20 protein-coding genes and 1 tRNA gene are annotated in these 24,060 nt (G+C 65.4%); 16 read left to right on the plus strand and 5 right to left on the minus strand.

The genetic code is table 11. The features are described from left to right. Positions 1 to 219 precede the first annotated feature (219 nt). Positions 220 to 1,269: a purine-nucleoside phosphorylase gene (locus ACEN9T_RS20470; RefSeq protein ID WP_413706894.1), complete on the minus strand. Its 1,050-nt coding sequence runs from the start codon at positions 1,267 to 1,269 to the stop codon at positions 220 to 222. Beyond that, positions 1,266 to 2,381: a purine-nucleoside phosphorylase gene (locus ACEN9T_RS20475; RefSeq protein WP_413706895.1), complete on the minus strand. Its 1,116-nt coding sequence runs from the start codon at positions 2,379 to 2,381 to the stop codon at positions 1,266 to 1,268. Before ACEN9T_RS20475 ends, ACEN9T_RS20470 begins: the two co-directional genes overlap by 4 nt. Before the next feature lie 411 nt (positions 2,382 to 2,792). On the opposite strand from ACEN9T_RS20475, the gene ACEN9T_RS20480 reads away from it, so the two are divergent. Continuing rightward, positions 2,793 to 4,613, plus strand: coding sequence for an ArnT family glycosyltransferase (locus ACEN9T_RS20480; protein WP_413706896.1), 1,821 nt, complete (start codon positions 2,793 to 2,795; stop codon positions 4,611 to 4,613). A 79-nt stretch (positions 4,614 to 4,692) separates the two neighbouring features. Here ACEN9T_RS20480 and alaS read toward each other — a convergent pair whose 3' ends face one another. Beyond that, positions 4,693 to 7,335: an alanine--tRNA ligase gene (gene alaS, locus ACEN9T_RS20485; protein ID WP_413706897.1), complete on the minus strand. Its 2,643-nt coding sequence runs from the start codon at positions 7,333 to 7,335 to the stop codon at positions 4,693 to 4,695. A gap of 207 nt (positions 7,336 to 7,542) precedes the next feature. Here alaS and ACEN9T_RS20490 point away from each other — a divergent pair, with 207 nt between their 5' ends. The 10 genes from ACEN9T_RS20490 (at position 7,543) to ACEN9T_RS20535 (ending at position 16,860) form a co-directional block, all read left to right on the plus strand. Then, positions 7,543 to 8,763 (plus strand): CaiB/BaiF CoA transferase family protein, encoded by a 1,221-nt coding sequence (locus ACEN9T_RS20490; RefSeq protein WP_413706898.1) that lies wholly within the window; start codon positions 7,543 to 7,545, stop codon positions 8,761 to 8,763. 32 nt (positions 8,764 to 8,795) lie between these two features. Continuing rightward, positions 8,796 to 9,248, plus strand: a complete 453-nt coding sequence (locus ACEN9T_RS20495) for a DUF2214 family protein (protein WP_413706899.1) — start codon at positions 8,796 to 8,798, stop codon at positions 9,246 to 9,248. Positions 9,249 to 9,543: 295 nt separating this feature from the next. Continuing rightward, a complete protein-coding gene (locus ACEN9T_RS20500) occupies positions 9,544 to 9,966 on the plus strand; it encodes a tripartite tricarboxylate transporter TctB family protein (protein WP_252693457.1) in 423 nt (140 codons plus the stop codon). A gap of 19 nt (positions 9,967 to 9,985) precedes the next feature. Next, the gene (locus tag ACEN9T_RS20505) at positions 9,986 to 11,488 is read left to right on the plus strand and encodes a tripartite tricarboxylate transporter permease (protein WP_092971715.1); all 1,503 of its coding nucleotides are present in this window, start codon (positions 9,986 to 9,988) and stop codon (positions 11,486 to 11,488) included. A gap of 191 nt (positions 11,489 to 11,679) precedes the next feature. Further along, positions 11,680 to 12,678 carry a lipase family alpha/beta hydrolase gene (locus ACEN9T_RS20510; RefSeq protein WP_092971716.1) on the plus strand — a complete coding sequence of 333 codons (999 nt, stop codon included), beginning with the start codon at positions 11,680 to 11,682 and terminating at the stop codon, positions 12,676 to 12,678. Between the two features lie 60 nt (positions 12,679 to 12,738). Then, a complete protein-coding gene (locus ACEN9T_RS20515; RefSeq protein WP_413706900.1) occupies positions 12,739 to 13,761 on the plus strand; it encodes a lipase secretion chaperone in 1,023 nt (340 codons plus the stop codon). Positions 13,762 to 13,823: 62 nt separating this feature from the next. Continuing rightward, positions 13,824 to 15,554 carry a glutamine--tRNA ligase/YqeY domain fusion protein gene (locus ACEN9T_RS20520; RefSeq protein ID WP_413706901.1) on the plus strand — a complete coding sequence of 577 codons (1,731 nt, stop codon included), beginning with the start codon at positions 13,824 to 13,826 and terminating at the stop codon, positions 15,552 to 15,554. 44 nt (positions 15,555 to 15,598) lie between these two features. Next, positions 15,599 to 16,162, plus strand: coding sequence for a YceI family protein (locus tag ACEN9T_RS20525; protein WP_413706902.1), 564 nt, complete (start codon positions 15,599 to 15,601; stop codon positions 16,160 to 16,162). 16 nt (positions 16,163 to 16,178) lie between these two features. Then, positions 16,179 to 16,400, plus strand: a complete 222-nt coding sequence (locus ACEN9T_RS20530) for an RNA-binding S4 domain-containing protein (protein ID WP_413706903.1) — start codon at positions 16,179 to 16,181, stop codon at positions 16,398 to 16,400. A 76-nt stretch (positions 16,401 to 16,476) separates the two neighbouring features. After that, complete coding sequence (locus ACEN9T_RS20535) at positions 16,477 to 16,860, plus strand: MAPEG family protein (RefSeq protein ID WP_092971721.1); 384 nt, start codon at positions 16,477 to 16,479, stop codon at positions 16,858 to 16,860. 61 nt (positions 16,861 to 16,921) lie between these two features. Here ACEN9T_RS20535 and ACEN9T_RS20540 read toward each other — a convergent pair whose 3' ends face one another. After that, positions 16,922 to 18,244, minus strand: coding sequence for a DUF3999 domain-containing protein (locus ACEN9T_RS20540; protein WP_092971722.1), 1,323 nt, complete (start codon positions 18,242 to 18,244; stop codon positions 16,922 to 16,924). After that, positions 18,241 to 21,102 (minus strand): DUF2339 domain-containing protein, encoded by a 2,862-nt coding sequence (locus ACEN9T_RS20545; RefSeq protein WP_413706904.1) that lies wholly within the window; start codon positions 21,100 to 21,102, stop codon positions 18,241 to 18,243. Before ACEN9T_RS20545 ends, ACEN9T_RS20540 begins: the two co-directional genes overlap by 4 nt. 172 nt (positions 21,103 to 21,274) lie before the next feature. Here ACEN9T_RS20545 and ACEN9T_RS20550 point away from each other — a divergent pair, with 172 nt between their 5' ends. The 5 genes from ACEN9T_RS20550 (at position 21,275) to ACEN9T_RS20570 (ending at position 24,044) form a co-directional block, all read left to right on the plus strand. After that, on the plus strand, positions 21,275 to 21,826 hold the full coding sequence (locus tag ACEN9T_RS20550; protein ID WP_045204548.1) for a YaeQ family protein: 552 nt from the start codon (positions 21,275 to 21,277) through the stop codon (positions 21,824 to 21,826). 42 nt (positions 21,827 to 21,868) lie between these two features. Beyond that, a complete protein-coding gene (locus ACEN9T_RS20555) occupies positions 21,869 to 22,222 on the plus strand; it encodes an FKBP-type peptidyl-prolyl cis-trans isomerase (protein ID WP_012761517.1) in 354 nt (117 codons plus the stop codon). 63 nt (positions 22,223 to 22,285) lie between these two features. Further along, positions 22,286 to 22,361 (plus strand) — tRNA-Cys (locus ACEN9T_RS20560). A gap of 136 nt (positions 22,362 to 22,497) precedes the next feature. Further along, the gene (locus ACEN9T_RS20565; protein WP_092971725.1) at positions 22,498 to 23,238 is read left to right on the plus strand and encodes a gamma-glutamylcyclotransferase; all 741 of its coding nucleotides are present in this window, start codon (positions 22,498 to 22,500) and stop codon (positions 23,236 to 23,238) included. A gap of 11 nt (positions 23,239 to 23,249) precedes the next feature. After that, a complete protein-coding gene (locus ACEN9T_RS20570) occupies positions 23,250 to 24,044 on the plus strand; it encodes an ankyrin repeat domain-containing protein (RefSeq protein WP_413706905.1) in 795 nt (264 codons plus the stop codon). Positions 24,045 to 24,060: the final 16 nt, after the last annotated feature.

The raw sequence follows: 24,060 nt of genomic DNA on the forward strand, positions 1-24,060 counted from the left end.
GTCGATCAGGATTAGCGAAACCGGACGCGCGGCAATGCGCTGAGAGAAGAGAAAACGCGCCGCAAAACATCACGCGGCGCGTTGATCCGTTGGCTGGCAGGTGGAACCCGCTGGCTCGCCCGGCAAGAGCGATGGTCAGCGGTCAGCAAGTTGCCTATCGCCACCCATCAAATGAGAATGATTCGCATTATATAGATTGAAATGTGATGTCAGCAACTGTTAATTCGCCGGCACCCCCTGTTTCCACTGGGGCCAGTGCTGCACGATGTCGTCCAACAATGGCTTGGCCGCATTGACGAGATTGTGCGTGGCCGGCACAAAACCACCCTGCTGCGCGTAGTTGATGAGCCCATCGGAGGCAGTCTGGCCGTCGTACGGACGGTCGAAGTCGGACCCGGCGCGCAGCAGTGCCACGCGGCTGAAGTCGACCTTCCCGGCACGGGCGCCGCGCGTGAGCACTTCCAGTGTGGCGTTGTCCTCCTGCGCGGTCGTGCAGTACGTGCCCTTGTTGTCGGTCATCGTCTTCACCCAGTCACGCGCGCGCTGGCCCAGGTTGCGGCCGGCCCACCATGTATCGGCGGAAGCCACGTCGCATTGGATGACGGCGGGTGGCTGGTTGGCCGGCGCATATGGGTAGTTCTTGCGGAAGGCGATGGCCTCGGGGCTGTCTTCCAGCGTCGCCGATTTCGACAGCGTGTAGGCCCGCTGCAGCAGCGTCTCGTTGAGCTGGAACACTTCGGTGCGGTAGTCCATCGGTGGCTTCTCGCCGGGGCCCTTGGTGCCGATGCCGAAGTAGCCGTACTGCCAGCCTGCCGGCATCTCGCGCGCATCGATCTCGTGCGAAAGGCCGTAATCGACCGCGTACCGCGCCCACGCCGCCGAGCCCACCGTCCCCTGGCCCGGATCGATGCCCGCAATGCCGGCAATCACAAAGTAGGTGTGCGAGAGGTCAAGCTTGCTGCGATAGAGCAGCGCGGAAATCGTCGACGCGGCATTTGCGTAGCCCATGCCCGTGGTGACCTGGCAGATGCCGTCGTAGTTGCACAGCATGTTCGGCGCATCGGGTGACAGGCCGGAGATATAGACCTTCTCCTTCAGGTCGTAGCGGTCGATAAAGGGTTGGGCTTCGCCCTGGAACATGTTGATGACGATGACTTTCACTCCGTCATACGCGCAACTGTTCAAGGTGAGCGCCGCGGCACCGACGGCGCAGAGCTTGGCGATCGTACGCAAACGAGGCATGGGCATCTTGAGTCGGGAATCGATCATGGCGAAGGCACTCCGTGTTTCCACACGCTCCAGCGCGTGACGATCTCGTTGACCAGCGGACCGCCCGCCAGGTACAGGTTGTTGAGCGACGGCACGAACCCGCCCGAGTTGCTGTTGACCAGCGAGTCGTACGGCGTCTGCCCCGGATACGGCCGGTCGAAGTTAGACGCGGTGCGCAGCACCGCCACGCGTTGCAGATCGAGCAGCCCGGCCTTCGAGCCGCGGGTTAGCGCCTCAAACGTGGCGTTGTCTTCCTGCTGCGTGGTGCAGTAGGTGCCCTGCCCGTCCGTCAGCAGCTTGACCCACGCAGCTTCACGCTCGCCCAGCTTGGCGCCGTGCCAGTAGGTGTTGCCGGCAGCGGTGTCGCATTGCACGACGGAGGGCGGCTGGTTGGCGGGTGCGCTCGGGTAATTGGCGCGATAGGCGCGCGCAGTTGCGTTGTCGTCCAACGCCGCGCCCTTGGAAAGCGCCAGCGCCTTCTGCAGCAGCGCCTCGTTCACGCGGAAGACTTCGGTCTTGTAGTCCAGCGGCGGCTTCTGCCCCGGGCCCTGCGTGTTGATTCCGATAAAGCCGTTGGGCCAGCTGGCGGGCACCTCGCGCGCGTCGATCTCCCACGCGATGTCGCTGTCGACCAGGAAGCGCGCCCACGCAGCGCTGCCGAGCGTGCCCTGCGACGGGTCGATCCCAGCAATGCCGGCCACAAGGAAGTACGTGCGCTGCAGATCGAACTTGCCGCTGTAGATCAGCGCCGACACCGACGACGCGGCATTGGCCTTGCCCATGCCCGTGGTGAGCTGGCAGACGTCGCTGGCGTTGCAATGCACGTTCGGGTAGTCGATCGACAGGCCCGGCACCGGCACGTCTTGCGTGAGGCCAAGCTTGTCGATCCAGGGCTGCGCCTCGGGCGCGAACATGCTGATGATCAGCACCTTGACCTTGCGCGCGTGCGACTCCGGCGCAAGTTGCGCAACCGGTTGTGTCGATGCACCGACGCCGGCCGCCAGCAAAGCGCCAACCGCGACGGCACGCGCCAATCGTTTGCCTTTGCGCCCGAGCAGCCGGTGCGGCGGCTGCGGTGGCGGGGCGTCGACCTTGTCAGATAGGACGCTCATGGTTCTCCTCGGATTTGGGGATAGGGATGGGATCAACCCGTGCTGTGGGGAACAGCACGCGCCACCGATGCAAATTGCCTGCCAAGCGGCACACAATCCCTACACAATCGGCAACGTTTTCCCGGTATAGGCCATGGCGGGGCCTGTCTCCAGCCGGGCCGCGTTCCCGAGCTTGTTCTCACGGTACAGACAAGCCCCAACGCGGGGCGTGCCGTGCCCGGAAAATCGCGCTGCTTGCCCCACGGAAATCCGTTGCTCAGATTTGCGCCCGCGGCTCAGGGTCTCCGTAAGTTGTGCGTGATGTACTGCACACCGCTCCACCCGGACCGGATCGGGGCGTTCTGTCTGTCATCCAAGCCGATCGGCCCGCCACCTTCCGGGCCGCATCCAGCAAACCGGAAACCTCGCACCATGCAGGAACCCACACGCCCTGGACGGCGGAGCGCACACACGCCCGCCGCGACCACGCACGTGCGTGACTTCACAGCAAATCCTGCCCTGCTCGCCTCAGGTGGGGTGATCGCACCCGCGGCCCCATCAGTGCGCGCGTGGCCATGGCAAGCGTTGCGCAAATGGCTTCTCGTCGCGCTGATCGCCTGCGCCTACCTGCTGCCCTGCACCCTCGGCCACGACCCCTGGAAGCAGGACGAAACCTATACGTTCGGCATCGTCCAGCACATGGTGGAAACCGGCGACCCGATCGTGCCGGTCAGCGCAGGCCAACCCTTTGTCGAAAAGCCACCGCTTTATGCGTGGGTAGCCAGCACGCTGGTCTGGTTGCTGGCCGACGTGCTGCCCGCGCACGATGCCGCGCGGCTCGCGAGTGCGCTGTTTGCCGGACTGGCTCTTGTGTTCACGGCGCGGCTCGCGCGGACCGCCACAGGCGCATCTTCATGGACGGACGCGCGCGTGGTCGGCACGGTGGCGCTGTGCGCAAGCTCGCTGATCGTCGTCAAGCACACCCACGAGATGATCACCGACGTGGCGTTGCTGGCCGGCACTGCCATCGGCTTCTGCGGGTTGTTCGAATGCGCGCTGCCGGCAACGCGTGCTCGTGGCTCGGCATGGCTGCTCGGCATCGGTATGGGGATGGCGCTGCTGGCCAAGGGCGTATTCATCCCGCTGGTGTTCTGCATCACCATCGCCAGCGCGTGCGTGCTGCTTCCCGCGTGCCGCAGTCGCGCGTTTGTGCGACAACTCGGCACGGCGGTGCTGGTCTTCCTTCCATTCGCCACGGTCTGGCCGACGCTCCTCTACCTGCGCGCGCCAGACCTCTTCCACGTCTGGTTCTGGGACAACAACATCGGCCGCTTCCTGGGCTTTTCCGTGCCGGTCCTGGGCGCGGAGAACGACGATCCGTTCTACGTCTGGCATTCGCTGCTGACCATCGGGTTTCCAGCCGGCCCGCTCGCGCTCGTCGCACTGGCTGGCAGCGCGTGGCGGGATTGGCGTAAACCGCGTGTGGCGCTACCACTGGCGTTCGCGGCTGTGGGACTGCTTGCACTCCAGGTCTCGGCGACAGCCCGCCCGCTGTATCTGCTGCCGTTCATCGTGCCGCTGGCGATGCTGGGCCAGCAAGCGATCGCGCGGCTGCCGATGCGCGCGCACGCCGTGTGGGACTACTTCAGCCGCGCGCTGTTCGGCAGCATCGTGCTGCTTGCGTGGCTGCTATGGGCCGTCATGACGGAAAGCACATCGCGTGCAGGCCTGCTCTGGCTCGACCGCTGGTTGCCGGTCGACTGGACCTTGCCGTTTGACCCCACGCTGGTGTCCGCTGCGCTCGCCTTGACAGGGGGATGGCTCTGGCTGCTGCCACGGCTGAAACAAGCCGGCGCATGCCGCGGTGCGCTCTCGTGGGCAGCCGGTACCCTGGTCGGCTGGGGGTTGATCGGCACCCTGCTGCTGCCCTGGCTGGACGAGGCCAAGAGCTATCGGTCTGTGTTCGACAGCCTCAGTGCCAAGCTGGCGCCGGCATGGCGCCCCGATGATTGCATGGCGAGCCTGCACCTTGGCGAATCGGAAGCGCCTATGCTGCGCTACTTCACCGGCATCCTGCACCGGCCCGTTGCACAATCCTCCGCCCACAAGTGCCGATGGCTGATCGTCCAGGACAGCCATGCGCACGCGCGAACGCCCGGAGAGGAATGGACCGAATTCTGGTCGGGCGCCCGCCATGGCGACCGGAATGAGCGGCTGCGCGTCTTCCGTCTGGAAACTGCGCCGCCTGGCTGATCGCCCCCAAAACAAAACGGCGCGCGCCCCGTTGCCAGGAACGCGCGCCGTTCGGCGCATCCGGTGCGAAGGCGTTACATCAGACCTTCTGCTGCACCCACGCTGCCACACCGGCCAGCGCCTGCGGCAGGTTGTCCGGCTCCGTGCCACCGGCCTGCGCCATGTCCGGGCGGCCGCCGCCCTTGCCGCCGACTTGCTGGGCGACAAAGTTGACCAGCTCGCCGGCCTTGACCTTGGCCGTGGCGTCAGCCGTCACGCCGGCGATCAGCGCAACCTTGCCGTCAGTCACGCTGCCCAGCACGATGGCCGCGGTCTGCAGCTTGTCCTTGAGCTTGTCCATGGTCTCGCGCAGCGTCTTGGCATCGGCGCCATCCAGCTTGGCGGCCAGCACCTTGATGCCGGCAACGTCCACCGCCTGGCTCACCAGTTCGTCGCCCTGGCTTGCGGCCAGCTTCGACTTCAGGCGCTCCAGCTCCTTCTCCAGCGTCTTCACCTGATCCTGCACCTGGCCGATGCGCTGCGTCAGTTCCGACGGCTGTGCACGCAGCGCGGCTGCCGCTTCGTTGATGCGCGTGTCGAGCGTCTGCAGGTAATGCAGCACGTTGTCGCCGGTGATCGCTTCCACGCGGCGGATGCCCGCTGCCACGCCCGATTCGCTCACAATCTTGAACAGGCCGATGTCGCCCGTGCGCGCCACGTGCGTGCCGCCACACAGTTCCCTCGACGAACCAATCGACAGCACGCGCACTTCATCGCCGTACTTTTCACCGAAGAGCGCCATCGCGCCATTCTTGACCGCATCGTCAAAGCCCATGAGCTGGGCGCTCGTGGCCGCGTTGGCGAAAATCTCTGCGTTGACGCGCGCTTCGACTTCGCGAATCTGCAGCGGCGTCATCGGTGCGTTGTGCGAGAAGTCGAAGCGCGTCTTTTCCGCATCGACCAGCGAGCCCTTCTGTTGGACGTGGCTGCCCAGCACTTCGCGCAGCGCCTTGTGCATCAGGTGCGTCGCCGAGTGGTTGCGCATGGTGCGCGCGCGGCGCACCGCGTCCACTTCGGCGGCCACAGCGTCGCCCACCTTCAGCACGCCGGTGCGCAGCTCGCCGTGGTGGCCGAACACTTCCGGCTGCACCTTGAGCGTGTCGGCCACGTCAAACCAGACGGTTGCGGCCTTGAGCGTGCCCTGGTCGCCAACCTGACCACCCGATTCGGCATAGAACGGGGTGTGGTCCAGCACCACCACGCCCGTCTGGCCCGGGTGCATTTCCTGCACCGATGCACCGTCCACAAACAGCGCCGTCACCCGCGCAGTTTCGCGCACCAGTTGGTCGTAGCCGTGGAACGTGGTCTTGTCGCCGGTGTAGTCGAGCGTGCCGGCGGCCATCTTGAACTTGCCGGCGGCGCGTGCCTGCTCGCGCTGGCGGTTCATGGCGGCATCAAAGGCCGCTTCGTCGACGATCACGTCGTTCTCGCGGCAGACGTCTTGCGTCAGGTCCAGCGGGAAGCCGTAGGTGTCGTGCAGCTTGAAGGCCAGTTCGCCGTCAAGCATCTTGGCACCCGAGGTCTTCAGCTCGCCCAGCGCGGCGTCGAGAATCGACATGCCGTGCTCGATGGTCTCGAAGAAGCGGGCTTCTTCTGTGCGCAGCACCTCGACCACGCGGTCGCGCGCTTCACGCAGTTCCGGATAGGCTTCGCCCATCTGCGCCACAAGATCGTCCACCAGCTTGTGGAAGAACGCAGCGCGGCAGCCGAGCTTGTAGCCGTGGCGGATGGCGCGGCGGATGATCCGGCGCAGCACGTAGCCGCGGCCTTCATTGCCCGGGATCACGCCGTCGACGATCAGGAACGAGCACGCGCGGATGTGGTCAGCAATCACGCGCAGCGAATTGTTGGCCAGATCCTTGGTGTTGGTCTCGCGCGCGGCGGCGGCGATGAGCGCCTGGAACAGGTCGATCTCGTAGTTGCTGTGCACGTGCTGCAGGATCGCAGCCAGACGCTCCATGCCCATGCCGGTGTCGACGCACGGTGCGGGCAGCGGGGTCAGCGTGTATTCGCCGGTCGCCGGATCGAGCTGGCGATCGAACTGCATGAACACGTTGTTCCAGATTTCGATGTAGCGGTCGCCGTCGGCTTCCGGGCTTCCCGGGGGGCCGCCCCACACGTCCGGGCCGTGGTCGTAGAAGATTTCCGAACACGGGCCGCACGGGCCGGTTTCAGCCATCTGCCAGAAGTTGTCGGAGGCGTACGGCGCACCCTTGTTGTCGCCGATGCGTACGACGCGCTCGGGCGGCAGGCCGATGACCTTGGTCCAGATGTCGTAGGCCTCGTCGTCGGTCTGGTAGACGGTGGCCCAGAGCTTGTCGGCCGGCAGCTTGTATTCCTGGGTCAGCAACTCCCACGCCCACACGAGTGCATCGCGCTTGAAGTAGTCGCCGAACGACCAGTTGCCCAGCATTTCGAAGAACGTATGGTGACGCGCGGTGTAGCCGACGTTTTCCAGATCGTTGTGCTTGCCGCCGGCGCGCAGGCAGCGCTGCACGGAGGCCGCGCGCACGTACGGGCGCTTGTCGGTACCAAGGAAGACGTCCTTGAACTGCACCATGCCGGAGTTGGTGAACAGCAGCGTCGGGTCGTTGCCCGGCACCAGCGGCGAGGAGCGCACCACGGTGTGGCCCTTGCCCTCAAAGAAGGTCAGGAATTTTTGGCGGATATCGGAGGCTTTCATGTCGCGGGGTGCCGGAGTCATCAAGGCGCCTCGGAGCATCCCGCTCCTGAGCGCCTTGGATTAGTGCAAACCGTTGATTATACGGGGTTCGCGCCCGGGTCGCGTCCATTCTGCGCCGCATTTCCCGCGCTTGGTCGCAGGGGGCTGCGACGCCGCCGGGGCGTGGTGTAGAGTGCACCCGATCCAATCGTGTCGATTTGTCAATCCATGGGCGCTCTGAGCCATCTTCGTGTTCTCGACCTGACCCGCGTGCTTGCCGGCCCCTGGTGCGCGCAGAACCTTGCCGATTTTGGGGCCGACGTCATCAAAGTTGAGCGCCCCGGCGCCGGCGACGACACCCGCACATGGGGCCCGCCGTGGCTCAAGGACGAAGCGGGCGACAACACCGCCGAAGCCGCCTATTACCTCGCGGCCAACCGCAACAAGCGCTCGATCACCGTCGACATCAGCACGCCCGAGGGACAGGACATCGTCCGCAAGCTCGCAGCACATGCGGACGTGGTACTCGAAAACTACAAGGTCGGCCAGCTCAAGAAATACGGCCTCGACTACGCATCGCTCAAGGCGGTAAAGCCGGACCTCGTCTACTGCTCCATCACGGGCTTCGGCCAGACCGGCCCTTACGCCGCGCGCGCCGGCTACGACTTCATCGTGCAGGGCATGGGCGGCTTCATGAGCCTGACCGGCGAGCGCGACGACCTGCCCGGCGGCGGCCCGCAAAAGGCCGGCGTGGCCATCTCCGATTTGATGACCGGCATGTACGCAACCGTCGCCGTGCTGGCTGCGCTTGCGCACCGCGACCGCACCGGCGAGGGCCAGTACATCGACATGGCGCTACTCGATGTGCAGGTCGCCATGCTGGCCAACATGAATACCAACTACCTCGCCAGCGGTCAGGCGCCCAAGCGCTGGGGCAACGCGCACCCGAACATCGTGCCGTATCAGACCTTCCAGGCCTCCAATGGCTGGATCATCGTGGCGGTCGGCAATGACGGCCAGTTTCGCCGCTTTGTCGAAGCCGGCGGCATGCCCGAGCTGGCCGACGACCCGCGCTTTGCTACCAACCCGCAGCGCGTGGCCAACCGCGACGTGCTGGTGCCGATCCTGGCCGAGATGGTCAAGCGCCTGAGCAAAGGCGAATGGATCGACAAGCTCGAAGCCGCCGGCGTACCGTGCGGCCCGATCAACTCGCTCGACGAGGTGTTCGACAACGAGCAGGTGCAGGCGCGCGGACTGCGCGTCGACCTGCCTCACCCGAGTGCCGGTAAGGTCAAGCTGGTCGGCAGCCCGGTCAAGATGAGTGCCACGCCACCCAAGGCCGCGAGCCACCCGCCACTGCTGGGCGAGCACACCGAAACCGTGCTGCGCGACGTGCTCGACTTCTCGCCCGAGCAGATCGAAGCACTGCGCGCGCAAGGCGTCATCTAATCGCAACTTCTTCCACCCAAGACGAGGTCCTCATGTGGCTTGATGCGTTGCTGGCTTACCTGCATTACATCTCGATCTTCACGCTGATCGTCTTTCTCACCGCCGAGGCCGTGGTGCTTCGCCCGGACATGACGCCCGAGATCCGCCAGCGCCTGGCACGTTATGACGCTGTGTTCGGCTTCGCCGCGCTGGCGGTGCTGATCACCGGGTCGCTACGCGTGTTCTACGGCGCCAAGGGCTACGGGTTTTACGTTCACAATCCGGTATTCCACGTCAAGGTCGGGCTGTTCATTCTGGTCGGGCTGATGTCGATCGTTCCGACCATCAACATCCTGCGCTGGAAGAAGCAAGGCAAGACGCTGCCCAACTTCGTGCCGACGCCCGCGGAAATTGCGAAGACGCGGCGTTGGGTCATGATCGAATCGCACTTGATCATCTTCATTCCGCTGGCGGCCGTGTTGATGGCGCGCGGTATCGGCATGTAAATGCACGGGGCCGCGCAACCGCATTGTCCGGCCCCAAGTTTTCCCCAGGACAACGCTAGGGACAAACCCTGAATCGTTTGCCCAGGCGCCGCGCCGGGCCATGACACGGTCCATCCTCCCCTCCGCAAGGTGCTTGAAAGCCGGTCTGCTTAGCGTGCAAACTTGGTCGCCTTACAAGGCACAAGGCGGCCTGCCACACCCGGCGCAGCACGCCACCCCCAGGAGACCAGACTTGCAGAACGATCCACGAGGTCGTCCGGTGATCCGCAGTCACCAGGACTTTGCATCCGGCGTCATGTTCATTGTCGCCGGCGCAGCGTTTGCCATTCTGGCGCGCAGCTATCGCATGGGGACGGCAGGCAGCATGGGGCCGGGCTACTTCCCGTTCTGGCTGGGCGTGGTCCTCGTGCTGCTGGGCGTGGTGGTGGTCGTGCAATCGCTGTCGCGCAAGGGCGTAATCGATCGCATTCCGCGCTGGGACGTCAAGACGCTGCTGTGGGTTCTCGGCTCGGTGGTGCTGTTCGGGCTGCTCCTGCAACCGCTGGGGCTGGTGCTCTCGCTTGTGGTGCTCGTGCTGGTCTCCAGCATGGCGAGTCACGAATTCACGCTCAAAGGCGCGGTCGGCACTGCCATCGTGATGGTGGTGATGAGCCTCGCGGCCTTCGTTTACGGGCTCAAGCTGCAGTTCCCGGTGTGGCCCGCCTTCATCGGCAATTGAGCGGAACGCGGACGACACCATGGATCTCTTTGCCAATCTCGCGCTCGGCTTCTCCACCGCACTCTCTATCCAGAACCTGATCTACGCGTTCATCGGCTGCGTGCTTGGCACGCTGATCGGCGTGCTGCCGGGCCTTGGCCCCATCGCCACGATTGCGATGCTGCTGCCCGCCACATACGCGCTGCCGCCGGTGGCCGCACTCATCATGCTGGCCGGCATTTACTACGGCGCACAGTACGGCGGCTCCACCACGGCCATCCTCGTCAATCTGCCAGGCGAATCGTCATCGGTCGTGACCACCATTGACGGCTATCAGATGGCCCGACGGGGCCGCGCAGGTGTGGCGCTGGCCACCGCGGGCCTGGGCTCGTTCTTCGCAGGCTGCGTGGCCACGCTGGTGCTGGCGGCGTTTGCCACGCCGCTGTCGGAATTCGCGTTCAACTTCGGGCCGGCGGAGTATTTCTCGCTGATGGTGCTGGGCCTGATCGGGGCGGTGGTGCTGGCCTCGGGCTCGCTCATCAAGGCGATCGCGATGATCGTTCTAGGCCTGTTGCTCGGTCTGGTCGGCACCGACGTGAACTCGGGCACCGCGCGCTATTCGTTCGACGTGCCGGAGCTGGCCGACGGGCTGAACTTCGTGTCGGTGGCGATGGGCGTGTTCGGCTTTGCCGAGATCATCGCCAACCTCGAACAGAGAGAGCACCGCGAAACCTTTGTCGAGCACGTGCGCAACCTCTGGCCCAGCCGCGAAGACTTCAAGCGCATGATCCCGGCCGTGCTGCGTGGCACGGCGCTCGGCTCGCTGCTGGGCATCCTGCCGGGCGGCGGCGCGACGCTGGCGTCGTTCGCGTCGTATTCGTTGGAGAAGAAGACGTCGAAGTATTCACACGAGTTTGGCAAGGGCGCCATCGAAGGTGTGGCCGGTCCGGAATCGGCCAACAACGCTGCCGCGCAGACGTCCTTCATCCCGCTGCTCACGCTGGGCATTCCGCCCAATGCGGTGATGGCGCTGATGGTGGGCGCGATGACCATCCACAACATCCAGCCCGGCCCACAGGTGATGACCAGCAACCCCGCGCTGTTCTGGGGCCTGATCGCCTCGATGTGGATCGGCAACCTGATGCTGATCGTGCTGAACCTGCCGATGATCGGCGTGTGGGTGCGTCTGTTGAAGGTGCCGTATCGCTTCCTGTACCCGGCCATCCTGGTGTTCTGCTGCATCGGCGTGTATTCGGTGTCGAACACAACGTTCGATATCTTCCAGACGGCGCTCTTCGGATTGATCGGCTACATGTTCGTGAAGCTGCGCTGTGAACCGGCGCCAATGCTGCTCGGCTTCGTGCTCGGGCCGATGATGGAAGAAAACTTTCGCCGCGCGCTGCTGCTCTCGCGCGGGGATTTCTCCACCTTCGTCACGCGCCCGCTGTCGCTGGGGCTGCTGATTGCAGCGGGCATCCTGATCTTGTTGGTGGCTCTGCCGGCTATCAACAGGAAACGCGAGGAGGCGTTTCAAGAAGAGTAAGAGGCGCGACGTTGCTGCATCGCACCCTACGAAACCGGAGGCCCGCCCTCCGGTTTTTGTTTGCGCACGCGGCAGCGCAGCATTAGAGCCAAACTTCCACTCCAGTTGACGTTGGACGCGGCGCTTCGGATAACGGAGGGCGATCGGCCCGTAGAGGTCGACCACCAATCCAATGTCCAGGAGACAACCGAATGTCACAGACTTCCCTGCTCCATGCTGTCTATGGATCAGCGCGCAGCTTCCTGCGCACACACGCTGCAGCCGCCGTCTTGGCCACATCCGCGCTCACCTTGGGTGCCGTCGCGCCGGCCCAGGCCGCCAGCACGTATGCCGCCACCAAGTACCCGATCGTGCTGGTGCATGGCCTATCGGGCACCAGCAAGTTCCTCGGCGTGGTCGATTACTGGTACCAGATCCCCGAAGACCTGCGCGCCAACGGCGCCAATGTCTACGTGGCCGATGTCTCCGCCTTCAACGATGAAACCGTACGCGGCGAACAACTCGTCAGCCAGATCCGCAGCGTGCTGGCCACCACGGGCGCCGCCAAGGTCAACCTCATTGGACACAGCCAGGGCGGACTGACATCGCGCTACGCGGCAGCCGTGGTGCCTAACCTCGTAGCCTCCGTCACCACCATCGGCACACCGCACAAGGGGTCGGAGTTTGCGGACTTCGTGGAGTCGACACCGGCGCCGTTCCAGGCCCTCGTCAATCTCGGTGCCGACGTGTTCGGCTCGGTGCTCGGCTGGTTCAACGGCAATAGCAATCCGCAGAACGGTTTTGCGGCGCTGCATATCCTGTCGACGTCGGGCGCCGCCGATTTCAACAAGGCCTTCCCGAGCGCGGGCTTGGCCAGCGGGTGCAACACCGGCAGCGCCACCGACGTGCGCAACGGCAACGTGCAGAAACTGTATTCGTGGACGGGCCGCTCCACCGCCACCAACCTTCTCGACGTGTTTGATCCGGTGCTGGTGTTCAGCGGCAGCGTCATGCAGGCGCGTGGCTCCGGAACCAACGACGGGCTCGTCTCCGTGTGCAGCGCGAAGTTCGGGCAGGTCTTGTCGACGGATTACGCGTGGAACCACCTGGATGAGGTCAACCAGTTGCTCGGCCTGATCGGCTGGGGCGCGGCCGACCCCGTTGCTGTGATCCGCACGCAGGCCAATCGACTGAAGACGGCAGGTCTCTAACCCTCTAATCGCCTAACGCCGATCGCCACGATGAAGCCCCAATCGCCATCGATACAACCCATGACGTTTGTTGTCGCCGTGCTGGTGGCGGTGTCGGTCGCGGGCGGGGTCTACTGGTGGCACACGTCGGATGCATCGGACACGCCTGTGGCTTCGCAGCCGCAGGCGGCCAAGGGCGCATTCATCGGCAGTGTGGGCGGCGAACCATTGACGACGGCCGCGGCCGCACCCGAGTTGGCCGACACCCAGGCGCCGGACGGCCTGCACGTCGATGCGCACGGCCACCTCATCGTTGAAGCCGCCAATCGCGCAGTGTTCGACTACTTCCTCGACGTGCCCGCGTCGCTGCCCGAAGCACAGCGTGTGTCGATGGCCGAGGCGCATCTGCGCGCCAAGCTGATCACGCCGGCGCTGGCGGAGGCGCAATCGCTGCTGCAGCACTACCTGGCCTATCGCAAAGCGGCGGCTCAAAGCGGCACCACTGGCCGCAACAAGCCGAGCCTCGAACAAGTCCAGCAGCGGCCGGAGCTGATCGCCACGCTGCGCCAGCAGTTGAGCGAGCGCACCGCGTTGCGCCGCCAATACCTGGGGGCGGACGTCGCCCAGGCCTGGTACGGCGATGACGACGCGATGGACGCCGCCGCACTCGACCGCCTGGCCGTGATGGCTGATCCGTCGCTCACGCCGGAGCAGCGCGCTGCCAGGATCGCCGCCATCGATGCCAACCTGCCGCCCTCGGTGCAGCAGGCGCGCCGCGATGCCTCCGCCCCGCTCAAGCTCGCCAGCGACATGGAAACGTGGACGAAGCAAGGCATGAGCGAAGCCGAGATGCGCCAGCGCCTGTCAGCGCGCGGCGTGGACAGCCTCGTGGCCGACCGCCTCATCCAGGGCAACCGCGAAGAAGCCGACTGGCGCAACCGCTACGACGCCTACACGCGCGAACGCGATCGCATCAACGCCTTTACCGGCCTGTCGGAAGCCGATCGCGCCGCGCAAATCGCGCAACTCCGTCAGCAGACCTTCACCGCCTCGAATGAGCTGTTGCGCGCACAAGCGCTCGACGGCCTGGCCCAGCGCAAATAGCGTCCAGGGGCGTAAGCCGCCGGGCACTGTAAAATCGCGGGATTGCCGAATCACGCACTCCCATGAGCCAAGACAACGCCGCCGCCCCCACGTCCAACTTCCTGCGCCAGATTATTGACGGCGACCTCACGCAAGGCACCTACGCCAATCGCAAGGACGCCACCGGCCAGCCGATCCCGCCCGTGGTCACACGCTTTCCGCCGGAGCCCAATGGCTACCTGCACATTGGTCACGCCAAGAGCATCTGGGTGAACTTCGGCATGGCCCGCGATTACAACGGCCGCTGCCACCTGCGCTTTGACGACACGAACCCCGTCAAGGAAGACACCGAATACGTCGATTCCATCATCGACGCCGTGCACTGGCTCGGCTATTCGTGGAGCGACGCCGGCGGCGAGCACCTCTATTACGCCAGCGACTACTTCGAGCAGCTCTACGGTTTTGCTGAAGTGCTGATCCAGCGCGGCGCGGCCTACGTCGACAGCCAAAGCGCCGAGCAGATCGCCGCCAACCGGGGCGATTTCACCCGCCCGGGCACGCCCTCGCCGTTCCGTGATCGCTCGGTGGACGAAAACCTGGCGCTGTTCCGCGACATGCGCGCCGGCAAATACAAGGACGGCGAGCACGTGCTGCGCGCCAAGATCGACATGGCCGCGCCCAACATCGTGATGCGCGATCCGGTGCTGTACCGCATCCGCCATGCGCATCACCACCGCACCGGCGACGCATGGTGCATCTACCCGATGTACGACTTCACGCATTGCATTTCCGATGCGTTGGAGAACATCACGCATTCGCTCTGCACGCTGGAGTTCGAGAACAACCGCCCGCTGTACGACTGGGTGCTCGACCACCTGCGCGACGCCGGCGTGCTGCCCGCGCCGTTGCCGCATCAATACGAATTCGCGCGCCTGCACCTGACATACGCCATCACCAGCAAGCGCAAGCTGCTGCAACTGGTGACGGAAAAGCGTGTCGACGGCTGGGACGACCCGCGCATGCCGACGCTCGTTGGCATCCGCCGCCGCGGCTATACGCCGGAATCGATCCAGCTCTTCTGCGAACGCGTTGGCGTCTCCAAGGCCGACAGCTGGATCGACATGAGCATCCTGGAAGGCGCCGTGCGCGACGACCTCGATGCGCGTGCGCCGCGCTCGGTGGCCGTGCTGGACCCGGTCAAGCTCGTGCTCGACAACGTGCCGACCGATTTCAACGAGCCGTGTTCCGCACCCGTGCATCCGAAGCAGCCGGAACTCGGCCGCCGCGAATTCCCGCTCACACGCGAGCTGTGGATCGAGCGTGAGGACTTTACCGAGACGCCGCCCAAGGGCTACTTCCGCCTCTTCCCGGGCAACAAGGTGCGCCTGCGCTACGGCTATGTGATCGAATGCATCGGCTGCGACAAGGATGCCGACGGCAACATCACCGCCGTGCACGCCAACATCATTCCGGATACGAAGAGTGGCACGCCGGGTGCTGACAGCGTGAAGGTGAAGGGCAACATCCACTGGGTGAGCGCCGCACATGCGCTGGAAGCCGAAGTGCGCCTGTACGACCGCCTGTTCAGCGACCCGCAACCGGATTCGGGCGACAAGAACTTCCTGGATGCGCTCAACCCGGACTCCAAGAAGATCGTCACGGCCTTCCTGGAGCCGACGCTGGCAACGGCCAAGGCGGAAGACCGCTTCCAGTTCGAGCGCCATGGCTATTTCGTGGCTGACCGCACCGATTCACAACCGGGCAAGCCCGTGTTCAACCGCGTGGTCGGTCTGAAGGACAGCTGGGGCAAATAAGCACGGGCCCATGCACGCCATGGGCCTCTGACAACGGAGGCATCATGCGTGCATGGATCGTATTGCTGGCGGGGCTGCTTTGCGCTCCCGCCTTCGCCACATCATTTGCACCAGACCTGGCGCATACGTCCGTCTACTTCGGCGCATCGCATTTTGATCGCAGCACGATGCGCGGCCGTTTCGACAAAATCGACGGCGCCATCAATTTCGATGAAGCCACCAACCAGGGCGGCCTCGATTTCACCGTCGATGCTGCATCCGTCAACACGCGCCTGCGGGTGCTGGACGGTGTGCTGAAATCCGAGCAGTTTCTCGACGCCGCGCAGTTTCCGGTCATCCGCCTGCGCAGCGATCGCTTTGTCGTGGAAGGCAGCAAGCTTGTCGCCATCGAAGCCAAGCTGACGCTGCACGGCGTGACGCAACCTGTGCGGCTGGAGGTTCGCCGCTTCAGTTGCGGAGACGAGAAGATGCCCGGCAGCACACGCCACGTCTGCGGGGGCGATTTCCACCTCTCCATTGCCCGCAGCGCCTTCGGCATGACGCGCTTTCTGCCCGACGTGGGCGACCGCGTCGACCTCGACATCAGCGTGGAAGCCACGCCTCAATAAACCTCGCAATCCATCCATGCCCAATATCGACTTCGCCCTGACCACCGAATACATCGAGCTGCACAAACTGCTCAAGCTCACCGGCGTGGTCGACAGCGGCGGCGCCGGCAAGGCGGTGGTCGCCGAAGGTGCGGTCACGGTCGACGGCCAGCCGGAATTGCGCAAGACCGCCAAGATTCGCGCGGGCCAGGTGGTCATGCTCGGTGATGTGCGCATTGCCGTGCAGAGTACCGACTAGCGCCTCAGGTGTTTGAAAACGCACCTTGTGCTACGGTGCGGCACCCTCACAACCATCCACATCCAGGAGACTGACCATGCCGATCGCCCTCTGGTGCGTTCTGGTGGCAGCGGTGTTGCCGATCGTGTGCGTCGGCATCGCCAAGGCCAAAGGCCCGCGGTACGACAACCGCAATCCGCGTGCATGGCTCGCACAGCAGACCGGCGTCGCGGGCCGTGCCGGAGCCGCGCAGCAGAACCACTTTGAAGCGTTTCCTTTCTTTGCGGTGGCCGTGCTGGTGGCCATCCTGGGCGGGGGCGTCATCGACCGCATCAACCTGCTGGCCATCGCGTTCATCGTGGTGCGCGTGCTGTACACGGTGTGCTATCTCGCCAACTGGGCACCGCTGCGTTCGCTGATGTGGTTTGCGGGCTTTGCGTTGTGCGTTGCGCTGTTCGTTCAACCCGCCTTCGTGCACTGAACATCCGCTCTGCCAACAAAAACGGCGCCCAGATGGCGCCGTTTTTGTTGGGCAATGCGGTTTAAGTCGATGCATCCGGCGGCACGGACGGCGCGCGGAACAACCGCCAGGCCATCCCGCCCAGCACCGCCACCGCCGCCAACAGCGTGCCCCACAGAACCCACTGGCGCTTGCGGCCGCCCGGGGGTTCTGCCGTCAGCGCGTCGGCAGGCGAATCGCTCATCGCGCCAAGCTGTGCATGCGCAATGGCGGGCGACGCACCCGCGAGCAAATCCGCGCGTGCGACCGGATTGCCGCGCGCCACTTCCGCCACCGCCAGCGTGAACGGCACATTGCCGCGCGCCGCATACGTGACCGTGGCCGGACGCCAGCCGATCGCCAACTGCGGCGCGCCGGCACCCAGGCCGCCGCTGCGCGTGTCAACTTGCAGACGCCAATAGCGCTCCCCTGTAGCGGGCACGGTGATGGCCGCGTTTTCCTGCTCGCCCTTCCCCTCAGCGCCCGATAGCCGGAACAGACGCGCAGAGGTCACCGGCCGCCAGGGCGCCTGGGCATCGGCACGCGCATACAGCGTCGCCTGCGCGATGGTGTTGGCTTGTGGCAGATGGATCTTCACGCGCTCGACCGGGAACACTCCGCCGGTATCGAAGTAGTAATCGCCAGCGGCGGGCGTTTGCACTGGCGCCAGACCTGAGCGCCACTGGATCGCGTTATCCGCGAGCGCGACCGGCGCACCGGCAGCCAGTTCTGCGCGCACGGCATCCGGCACAGGCGGTTTGCCTTGCCATGTCAGGCGCAGGTATTTCGCCCGCAGGCCGGTGAATTCGATGCGATCCTGCACCAGCGTGCTGCCCTGATTGGACAGACGGAACAGCGTGGCCTGGGCGACCGGGCTCCAGTGCTGCAAGTCATCGCTGGCCTGTACGCTCACACCGCTCTGGAATTCCGCAGCGGGCAACGCGACGATCAGCGCCGTCACCGTGTCACGAAGCTGGCTAAGGTCGACCACCCACGCGCGGACAGACGCCAGCGATGGCTGAGCGCCCGTTGCACGCAGCACGCCATCGGTGCCGAGCACGACACCGGCGGCACCGGGCTTCTGCGTATCGTCGATGGGCGTGGCAAACCAGTGCACGTCGTGCAGCGTGCGCGCCTGCGGCGCCGGATCGCGCGGGATGTCGATGGTGAACGGCACGGGCTCGCCGTCGCCATTGAGGATGCGCAGGTCGGCCAGGCTGGCCTCGTGCGCATGGGCATAGACGTCTTCGCTGAGCGTGACGGCGTAGTAAGGCGCGCCGGGCGTGCCGGTCAGCGCAAAGCGCTCGGCCCAGGCGGGGGCAGACAACAGCGACGCCGCAGCCATCGCAAGAACAACCTTCTTCACAGAACCTCCCCGGTTTCAGCTTCGGCGCTGGTTTTGGGTTTCGGCGGCAACGGCGACAGATAGCCGATCAGCAACAGCAGCACGCCAATCCCGATAAACGACACGATGCGCTCAACACCCGTGACGCGTGACAGGTCGAACAGGAACAGCTTGACCACCGTCACGCCCAGCAGCGCCCCGCCGGTGAACCACAGCGCGCGGCTGGCGCGCCGCGTGGCAAACACCATCACCGCCAATGCCAGCACCGTCCAGAACATCGACAGCGATGCCTGCACCAGCATGGAGGCGCCCAGATCGTCCAGCGTGTAGGGCACATGCGCCCAATGGTGCAGCGTGCGCAGCAGCACCGCGTTAGCCCAGATGAACAACGTCGCGCCGATGGCGTAGCCGATCACCATCGGCTCGGGCACGAGCTTCTGCAGCGCTACGCGGCGCATCCACAGCGCGATGGCAAGGAAAACCAGCAGTTGCGCCACGTCCAGCGGGTTGAGAATCGGCAGGTAGAACAGCGGCGCGGCATTGCCATCGCTGGCGGCGCTCGCCAGGCTCCACAGCCACAGCAGGGCAGCCAGCGGTGCAGCACCCCACAGCAGGTAGGCGCGCTCGAAGCGGGCGATGGGCCAACGGATGCGCCAGCCTGCGCCCGCCAGCAGGGCAAGCAACGCGCCGTAGGCGTAGGCCCAGGCTGCGAAGCTCCAGGTGCCCTCGGGCACGTAGGCATCGAGGCGCCAGTAGCCTTCCGTTGCCAGTACGCCGCAGATCAGCCAGAACAGCACGGTATGCAGCGGCGCGAGGATGGTGTCCTTCACGTCGCGCTCCTGGGAGCGCAGCAGCACGAAGGTCAGCACCACGGCCGCAATCCACACCGGCCCGCCCCAGCCGGCCAGCGGTGACGGCACCCAATGCTCGATCGCAGCCAGCGAAATCAACGCGAGCACCGGCGACAACGCCAGCGCGGGCCATTCGGCCAGTGCCCAATCGAGCTTGCGACGCAGGCCGTGCGCAGCCCACGCTGTCAACACGGCAAAGGCCGCATACAGCGGAATGTCGGGCCGGTCGACTGTCTTGCTGGCGATGCGCCAGGACCAGCGGTCAATCTCGTTGCTGCCGCTGCCGAGCCACCACAGCAAGCCCCACACCGACGCAACAATGCCGAGCACCGGCGCTGCCTTCAGCCACGCCCGCGCCTCCTCCTTGCCATGCAGGCGCCAGCCGCTAAACACGCCCGCCGCCGCAATCAATACCCCGCCGATATAGCGGCTATTGAGCACAGCCCAGCCGTTGTGCGGCGCCCAATCGAACACGGCATCCACGGCGAATGCTGCGCCCGCCGCAAGCTGCAGGAGCAGGCCGGCCGCCAGCGCCAGTCGACGCTGCTGGCGCACGCCCAGCCACACCACGGCGGCGCCTTCCAGCGCCCACACCGCGCTGGTGGTGCGCCCATCGAAGGCCAGCGGGATCGCCAGCGTGATAAAGATCACGCCCAGCGCGAACATCGCCTCGTACAGCAGCCCAAGGTTCGCGCGCCTGGGCGCCAGCCAGCCCGCAATCGCCAGATAGAACGCGGCCAGCGCAGTGGCGCTCCACGCCATCGCAAACGGAATGTGGTGCACCAGCCCTGCCTGCAACCCCATCGCTACCAACGGCGTGCCGAACACCAGCGTGCCGTCAACGTAGTTCGTCAGGCTGATATGGCGGCGCAGCGCAGTCAACAGCGCAATACCCACATACATCAGGAAGAAGAGGATCAGGAACGGCTCAGTGCTCGCCAGCAACGACGGTTGGTAACGCAGCACGCCCCACGCCGTGGCAATGCCGAAGGTAAAGACGAAGCCCAGTAGATTCAGCGCTCGCCACGCCCGGAACCACGCAATGGCGAAGATGCCCGCATTCAGCAGCGCGTAATAGCTGAACAGCGCCACATGGCTGCCCTGCCCCGTCGAGATCAGGATCGGCGCCAGGAAGCCGCCTGCACTACCGGTAAAGGCCAGCGCCGACGCGTTCTGCTTGACGGCCAGCCCGGCGGCCAGCGCGCAGATCAGCACCAGCAGCGGAAACGCCATCCCCGGGCTCAGCAGCGGCACTAGGCGAGTGGCTGCAAACACCGTGAGATACAGCACGCCGACCCCGCCGCCCTGCAGCACGAGCGCATAGCCCGGACGCTTTTCGCGCAGGCGCCAGCCGATGCCCAGCAACACAATCGCCCCGACGGCCACACCTGCCAGGCGGAACTCGACGGGCAGCAGGCTGTTGTCCGCTGCGTACTTGAGCAGGAACGCCACACCGAAGAACAGGATCAGGATGCCGACCCGCACCACGCTGTTGCCGCCCAGCAGCCAGTCGCGGGCAGCGCCGACGGCGCGCTCGACCCAATCGGGCTCGTGCGGGGCCAAGACCGGCAAGGGTTGGGGAACAGGCTGAGGAGTCGGCTGCGGAGCCACCACCTGCGGCGCCGGCGCAGGCACGGCAGGTGTCTCCATGGGCGGTAAGGCCTCGGCCACGACGGGCGGCAGTTCAATCGCAGCAGCCTCCACGTTGGCCGGCGCTGCAAACGTTCCACCTTTGATTTCAGCCATCTGCCGGCGCAGGAGCGAAACCTCGTGCTCAAGCTGCGCCACGCGCTCCTGTAGCGTCGCAGGCTGTGGCGACACAGCAGCCTGGGCGGGCGCATGGCCCTGCGCGGCGCCGGCTGCGTCCGGCGCGTCGGGTGGATTTGCCCACTGCGCGCTGGCCCGCTTGTCCATGTACAAAATCAGCGATGCCAGTCCCAGACCGATCAACGCTCCAAAGAACGCCCCGACGACGCCCCCCGACAGGCCTCCGAGCAACAGACCCACGATTCCGAATATCCAACGCATCGTTCTGATTGTCCTGGTTTGGATAGGAAAAACATGCGCCGACTAGCGCACGCACCGCTCATATACCGCAAACAGCCGCCGTTGGGAATGCGCCAGGCCAATGCCGTCAGCTCCACCGGCCCGTGCGACAATGCGCGCTTTGCCAAAAACGGCCCGTCCGCCGACCACCCGCATGGCCCTGAAATCCACGATCTACAAGGTCGATCTGCAGATCGCCGACATGGATCGCCACTACTACGCCAACCACGCGCTGACCGTTGCTCGCCACCCCAGCGAGAACGACGAGCGCATGATGGTGCGCGTGCTCGCCTTCGCCCGCCACGCCAGCGAAACGCTTGCCTTCACACGCGGCCTGTCCGAGCCTGACGAACCCGAACTCTGGCAGCGCGACCTGACCGACGCCATCGAGCTGTGGATCGACCTCGGCAACCCCGACGACACCCGCATCCGCAAGGCCAGCAACCGCGCCGAACAAGTCGCCGTCTATACATATAGCGGCAATGCAAGCCGCGTGTGGTGGCAACAAATCGAGACCAAGATCACGCGTTTTGCCAACGTGTCGGTGTACGAAGTCGCGGCGGACACTGTGGCCGCGCTGGCCGCCATGGTGGAACGCACCATGCGTCTGCAAGTCACCATCCAGGACGGCGACATCTGGATCGCCAACGACGCGGACAACGTCCACGTCCAGCTTGAAACGCTCAAGGCCGCAGACGCTGCCTGAGCTTTTTCCGCTTATCACCCACGCCACTCCACGAGGCTCATCATGACCATCGAAACCACCGCAAGCGGCCTGCAATACGAAGATGTCGTCGTCGGCGACGGCGCTGAAGCTACGGCCGGCAAATACGTCACCGTGCACTACACCGGCTGGCTCTACGAAAACGGCCAGGCCGGCAAGAAGTTCGATTCCAGCAAAGACCGTAACGACCCCTTCGCCTTCCACCTGGGCGGCGGCATGGTCATCAAGGGCTGGGACGAAGGCGTGCAAGGCATGAAGGTCGGCGGCACGCGCAAGCTGATCATTCCTGCGGCCCTGGGCTACGGCGCACGCGGCGCGGGCGGCGTGATTCCCCCGAACGCAACGTTGCTTTTCGAGGTCGATCTGCTGGAAGTCTGATCCTGCGCTAGAATCCGCCCCGGCTTGCGATGCGCCACACGGTGCATCGCGGCCGCGTCCCCCGGCGGGGTGGCAGAGTGGTCAATGCTGCGGCTTGCAAAGCCGTATAAGACGGTTCAATTCCGATCCCCCGCCTCCAGTTTTCCGGCTGCGCACGCCTCACCGTTGCGGCCGCGCCATAGTCAAACGTCCCCCGAGCCTCGCAACGCCCTGTTTCCGGGCCGTCGTCCGTCCGCCTGCGTGACCACTCGTAACGATTGCTCTATGCTTGCGACATGGCCGTCACCCGAGAGGATCTCGAACAGAACCGGTTGCGCGCCGCCCTGGGTGATTCGCCCGTCGCGTCGTCGTTGCTGACCGAGGCTGCGCTGGAAGCGTCGCTTGCATCGACGCTCGCGCGGTTGTCGGCTGCGCACGGCGAATGCCAAGACGCTTGGGTGTTCGGCTACGGCTCGCTCATCTGGAACCCGATGATCTTCCACACCGAGGCCACCCGCGCCACGGTGCACGGCTATCACCGCGGCTTCTATCTCTATTCCCGCATCAACCGCGGTACCTGGGACAACCCCGGACTCGTGCTCGGCCTGGACCGCGGCGGCAGCTGCCGAGGCGTAGCCTTCCGCGTTCCGCGCGACCATGCGGAGCATGAATTCCGCGTGCTCTGGCGCCGCGAAATGCTGACCGGCGCGTACCTACCCCGCTGGCTGCCCACCGAAATCAATGGCCGACGCGTCATGGCGCTGGCTTTTGTCATGAACCGCGCGCACGAGGCCTATGCCGGCCGCCTGCCAGACGAACGCGTGGTCGGTTGCCTGCGCGAGGCGGTCGGGCTATACGGCCCGGCACGCGAATACCTGCAGCGCACGCTGATCGGCCTGGCCAGCAATGGGCTGCGCGATCCGTACCTGGACCGCCTGTGGTCGCGCCTGCAGGCCACCGATGCGGCAAACGCCCCCTCTGTGACAACGGACGCAACGGACACCGCGCCGCTGCCCGATCCCTATCTCAGCGCCTGAACCCGCCCGCCATGCTTATCGCCCCGCATCCCGCGCTCAACCAGCTCATTGGCGTCATGCTGGGGATGGCACTGGCCGTGGGCGACATGGCCAATGCGTGGCAGGAGCAGCATCTGCCGATCCTGCATGTCGCAGCCAACGCCAGCGCCAAAGTGGTGCCCGGCGCGGCACGCCCGGCCGACGCCCGGCCCGTCCGCCACAGCGACCCCGCTACGCGTGACCGCGACCTGATCCTCGCCGCACAGGCCGGCAACACCATGGCCATCCAGTCGTTGCTGGCCGAAGGCGCCAGCCTCAAGGCGCGTGATGCCGACGGCCGCACCGCACTCATCGTCGCCGTCATGGCGCACATGGGTGCGGCGGCCCGCTTGCTCATCCAGGCCGGCGCCGACGTCAACCTGCAGGACAACACGCAGAACAGCGCCTTCCTGCTCGCTGCCATCCAGGGCGACGCGGAAACGGTGCGCCTGGCCCTCTCGCACGGCGCCAACCTGCGCGCCACCAACGCTGACGGCGACACCGCGCTCATCCCGGCCGCACGCCGTGGCTACGTCGAAGTCGTCAACGAACTCGTGAAGGCCGGCGTACCGCCCGATGCCACCAACAACCTGGGCCTGACCGCGCTGATTGAAGCCGTGGCCCTGGGCGACGGCAGTGACAAATACGAGAAAACCGTGCAACTGCTGCTCGACGGCGGAGCCGACCCGAACCTGGCCGACCGCGGTGGCGTCACGCCGATGCGGCATGCGCGTCAGCGTGGCTTCCACGGGATCGGCGCACTCTTGTTCAAGGCGCGCGGACATTGAAAAAGGGGCCACTGAG

The sequence above is a fragment of the Ralstonia sp. Ralssp110 genome, assembly GCF_047325135.1.
Lineage (GTDB): Bacteria > Pseudomonadota > Gammaproteobacteria > Burkholderiales > Burkholderiaceae > Ralstonia > Ralstonia mojiangensis.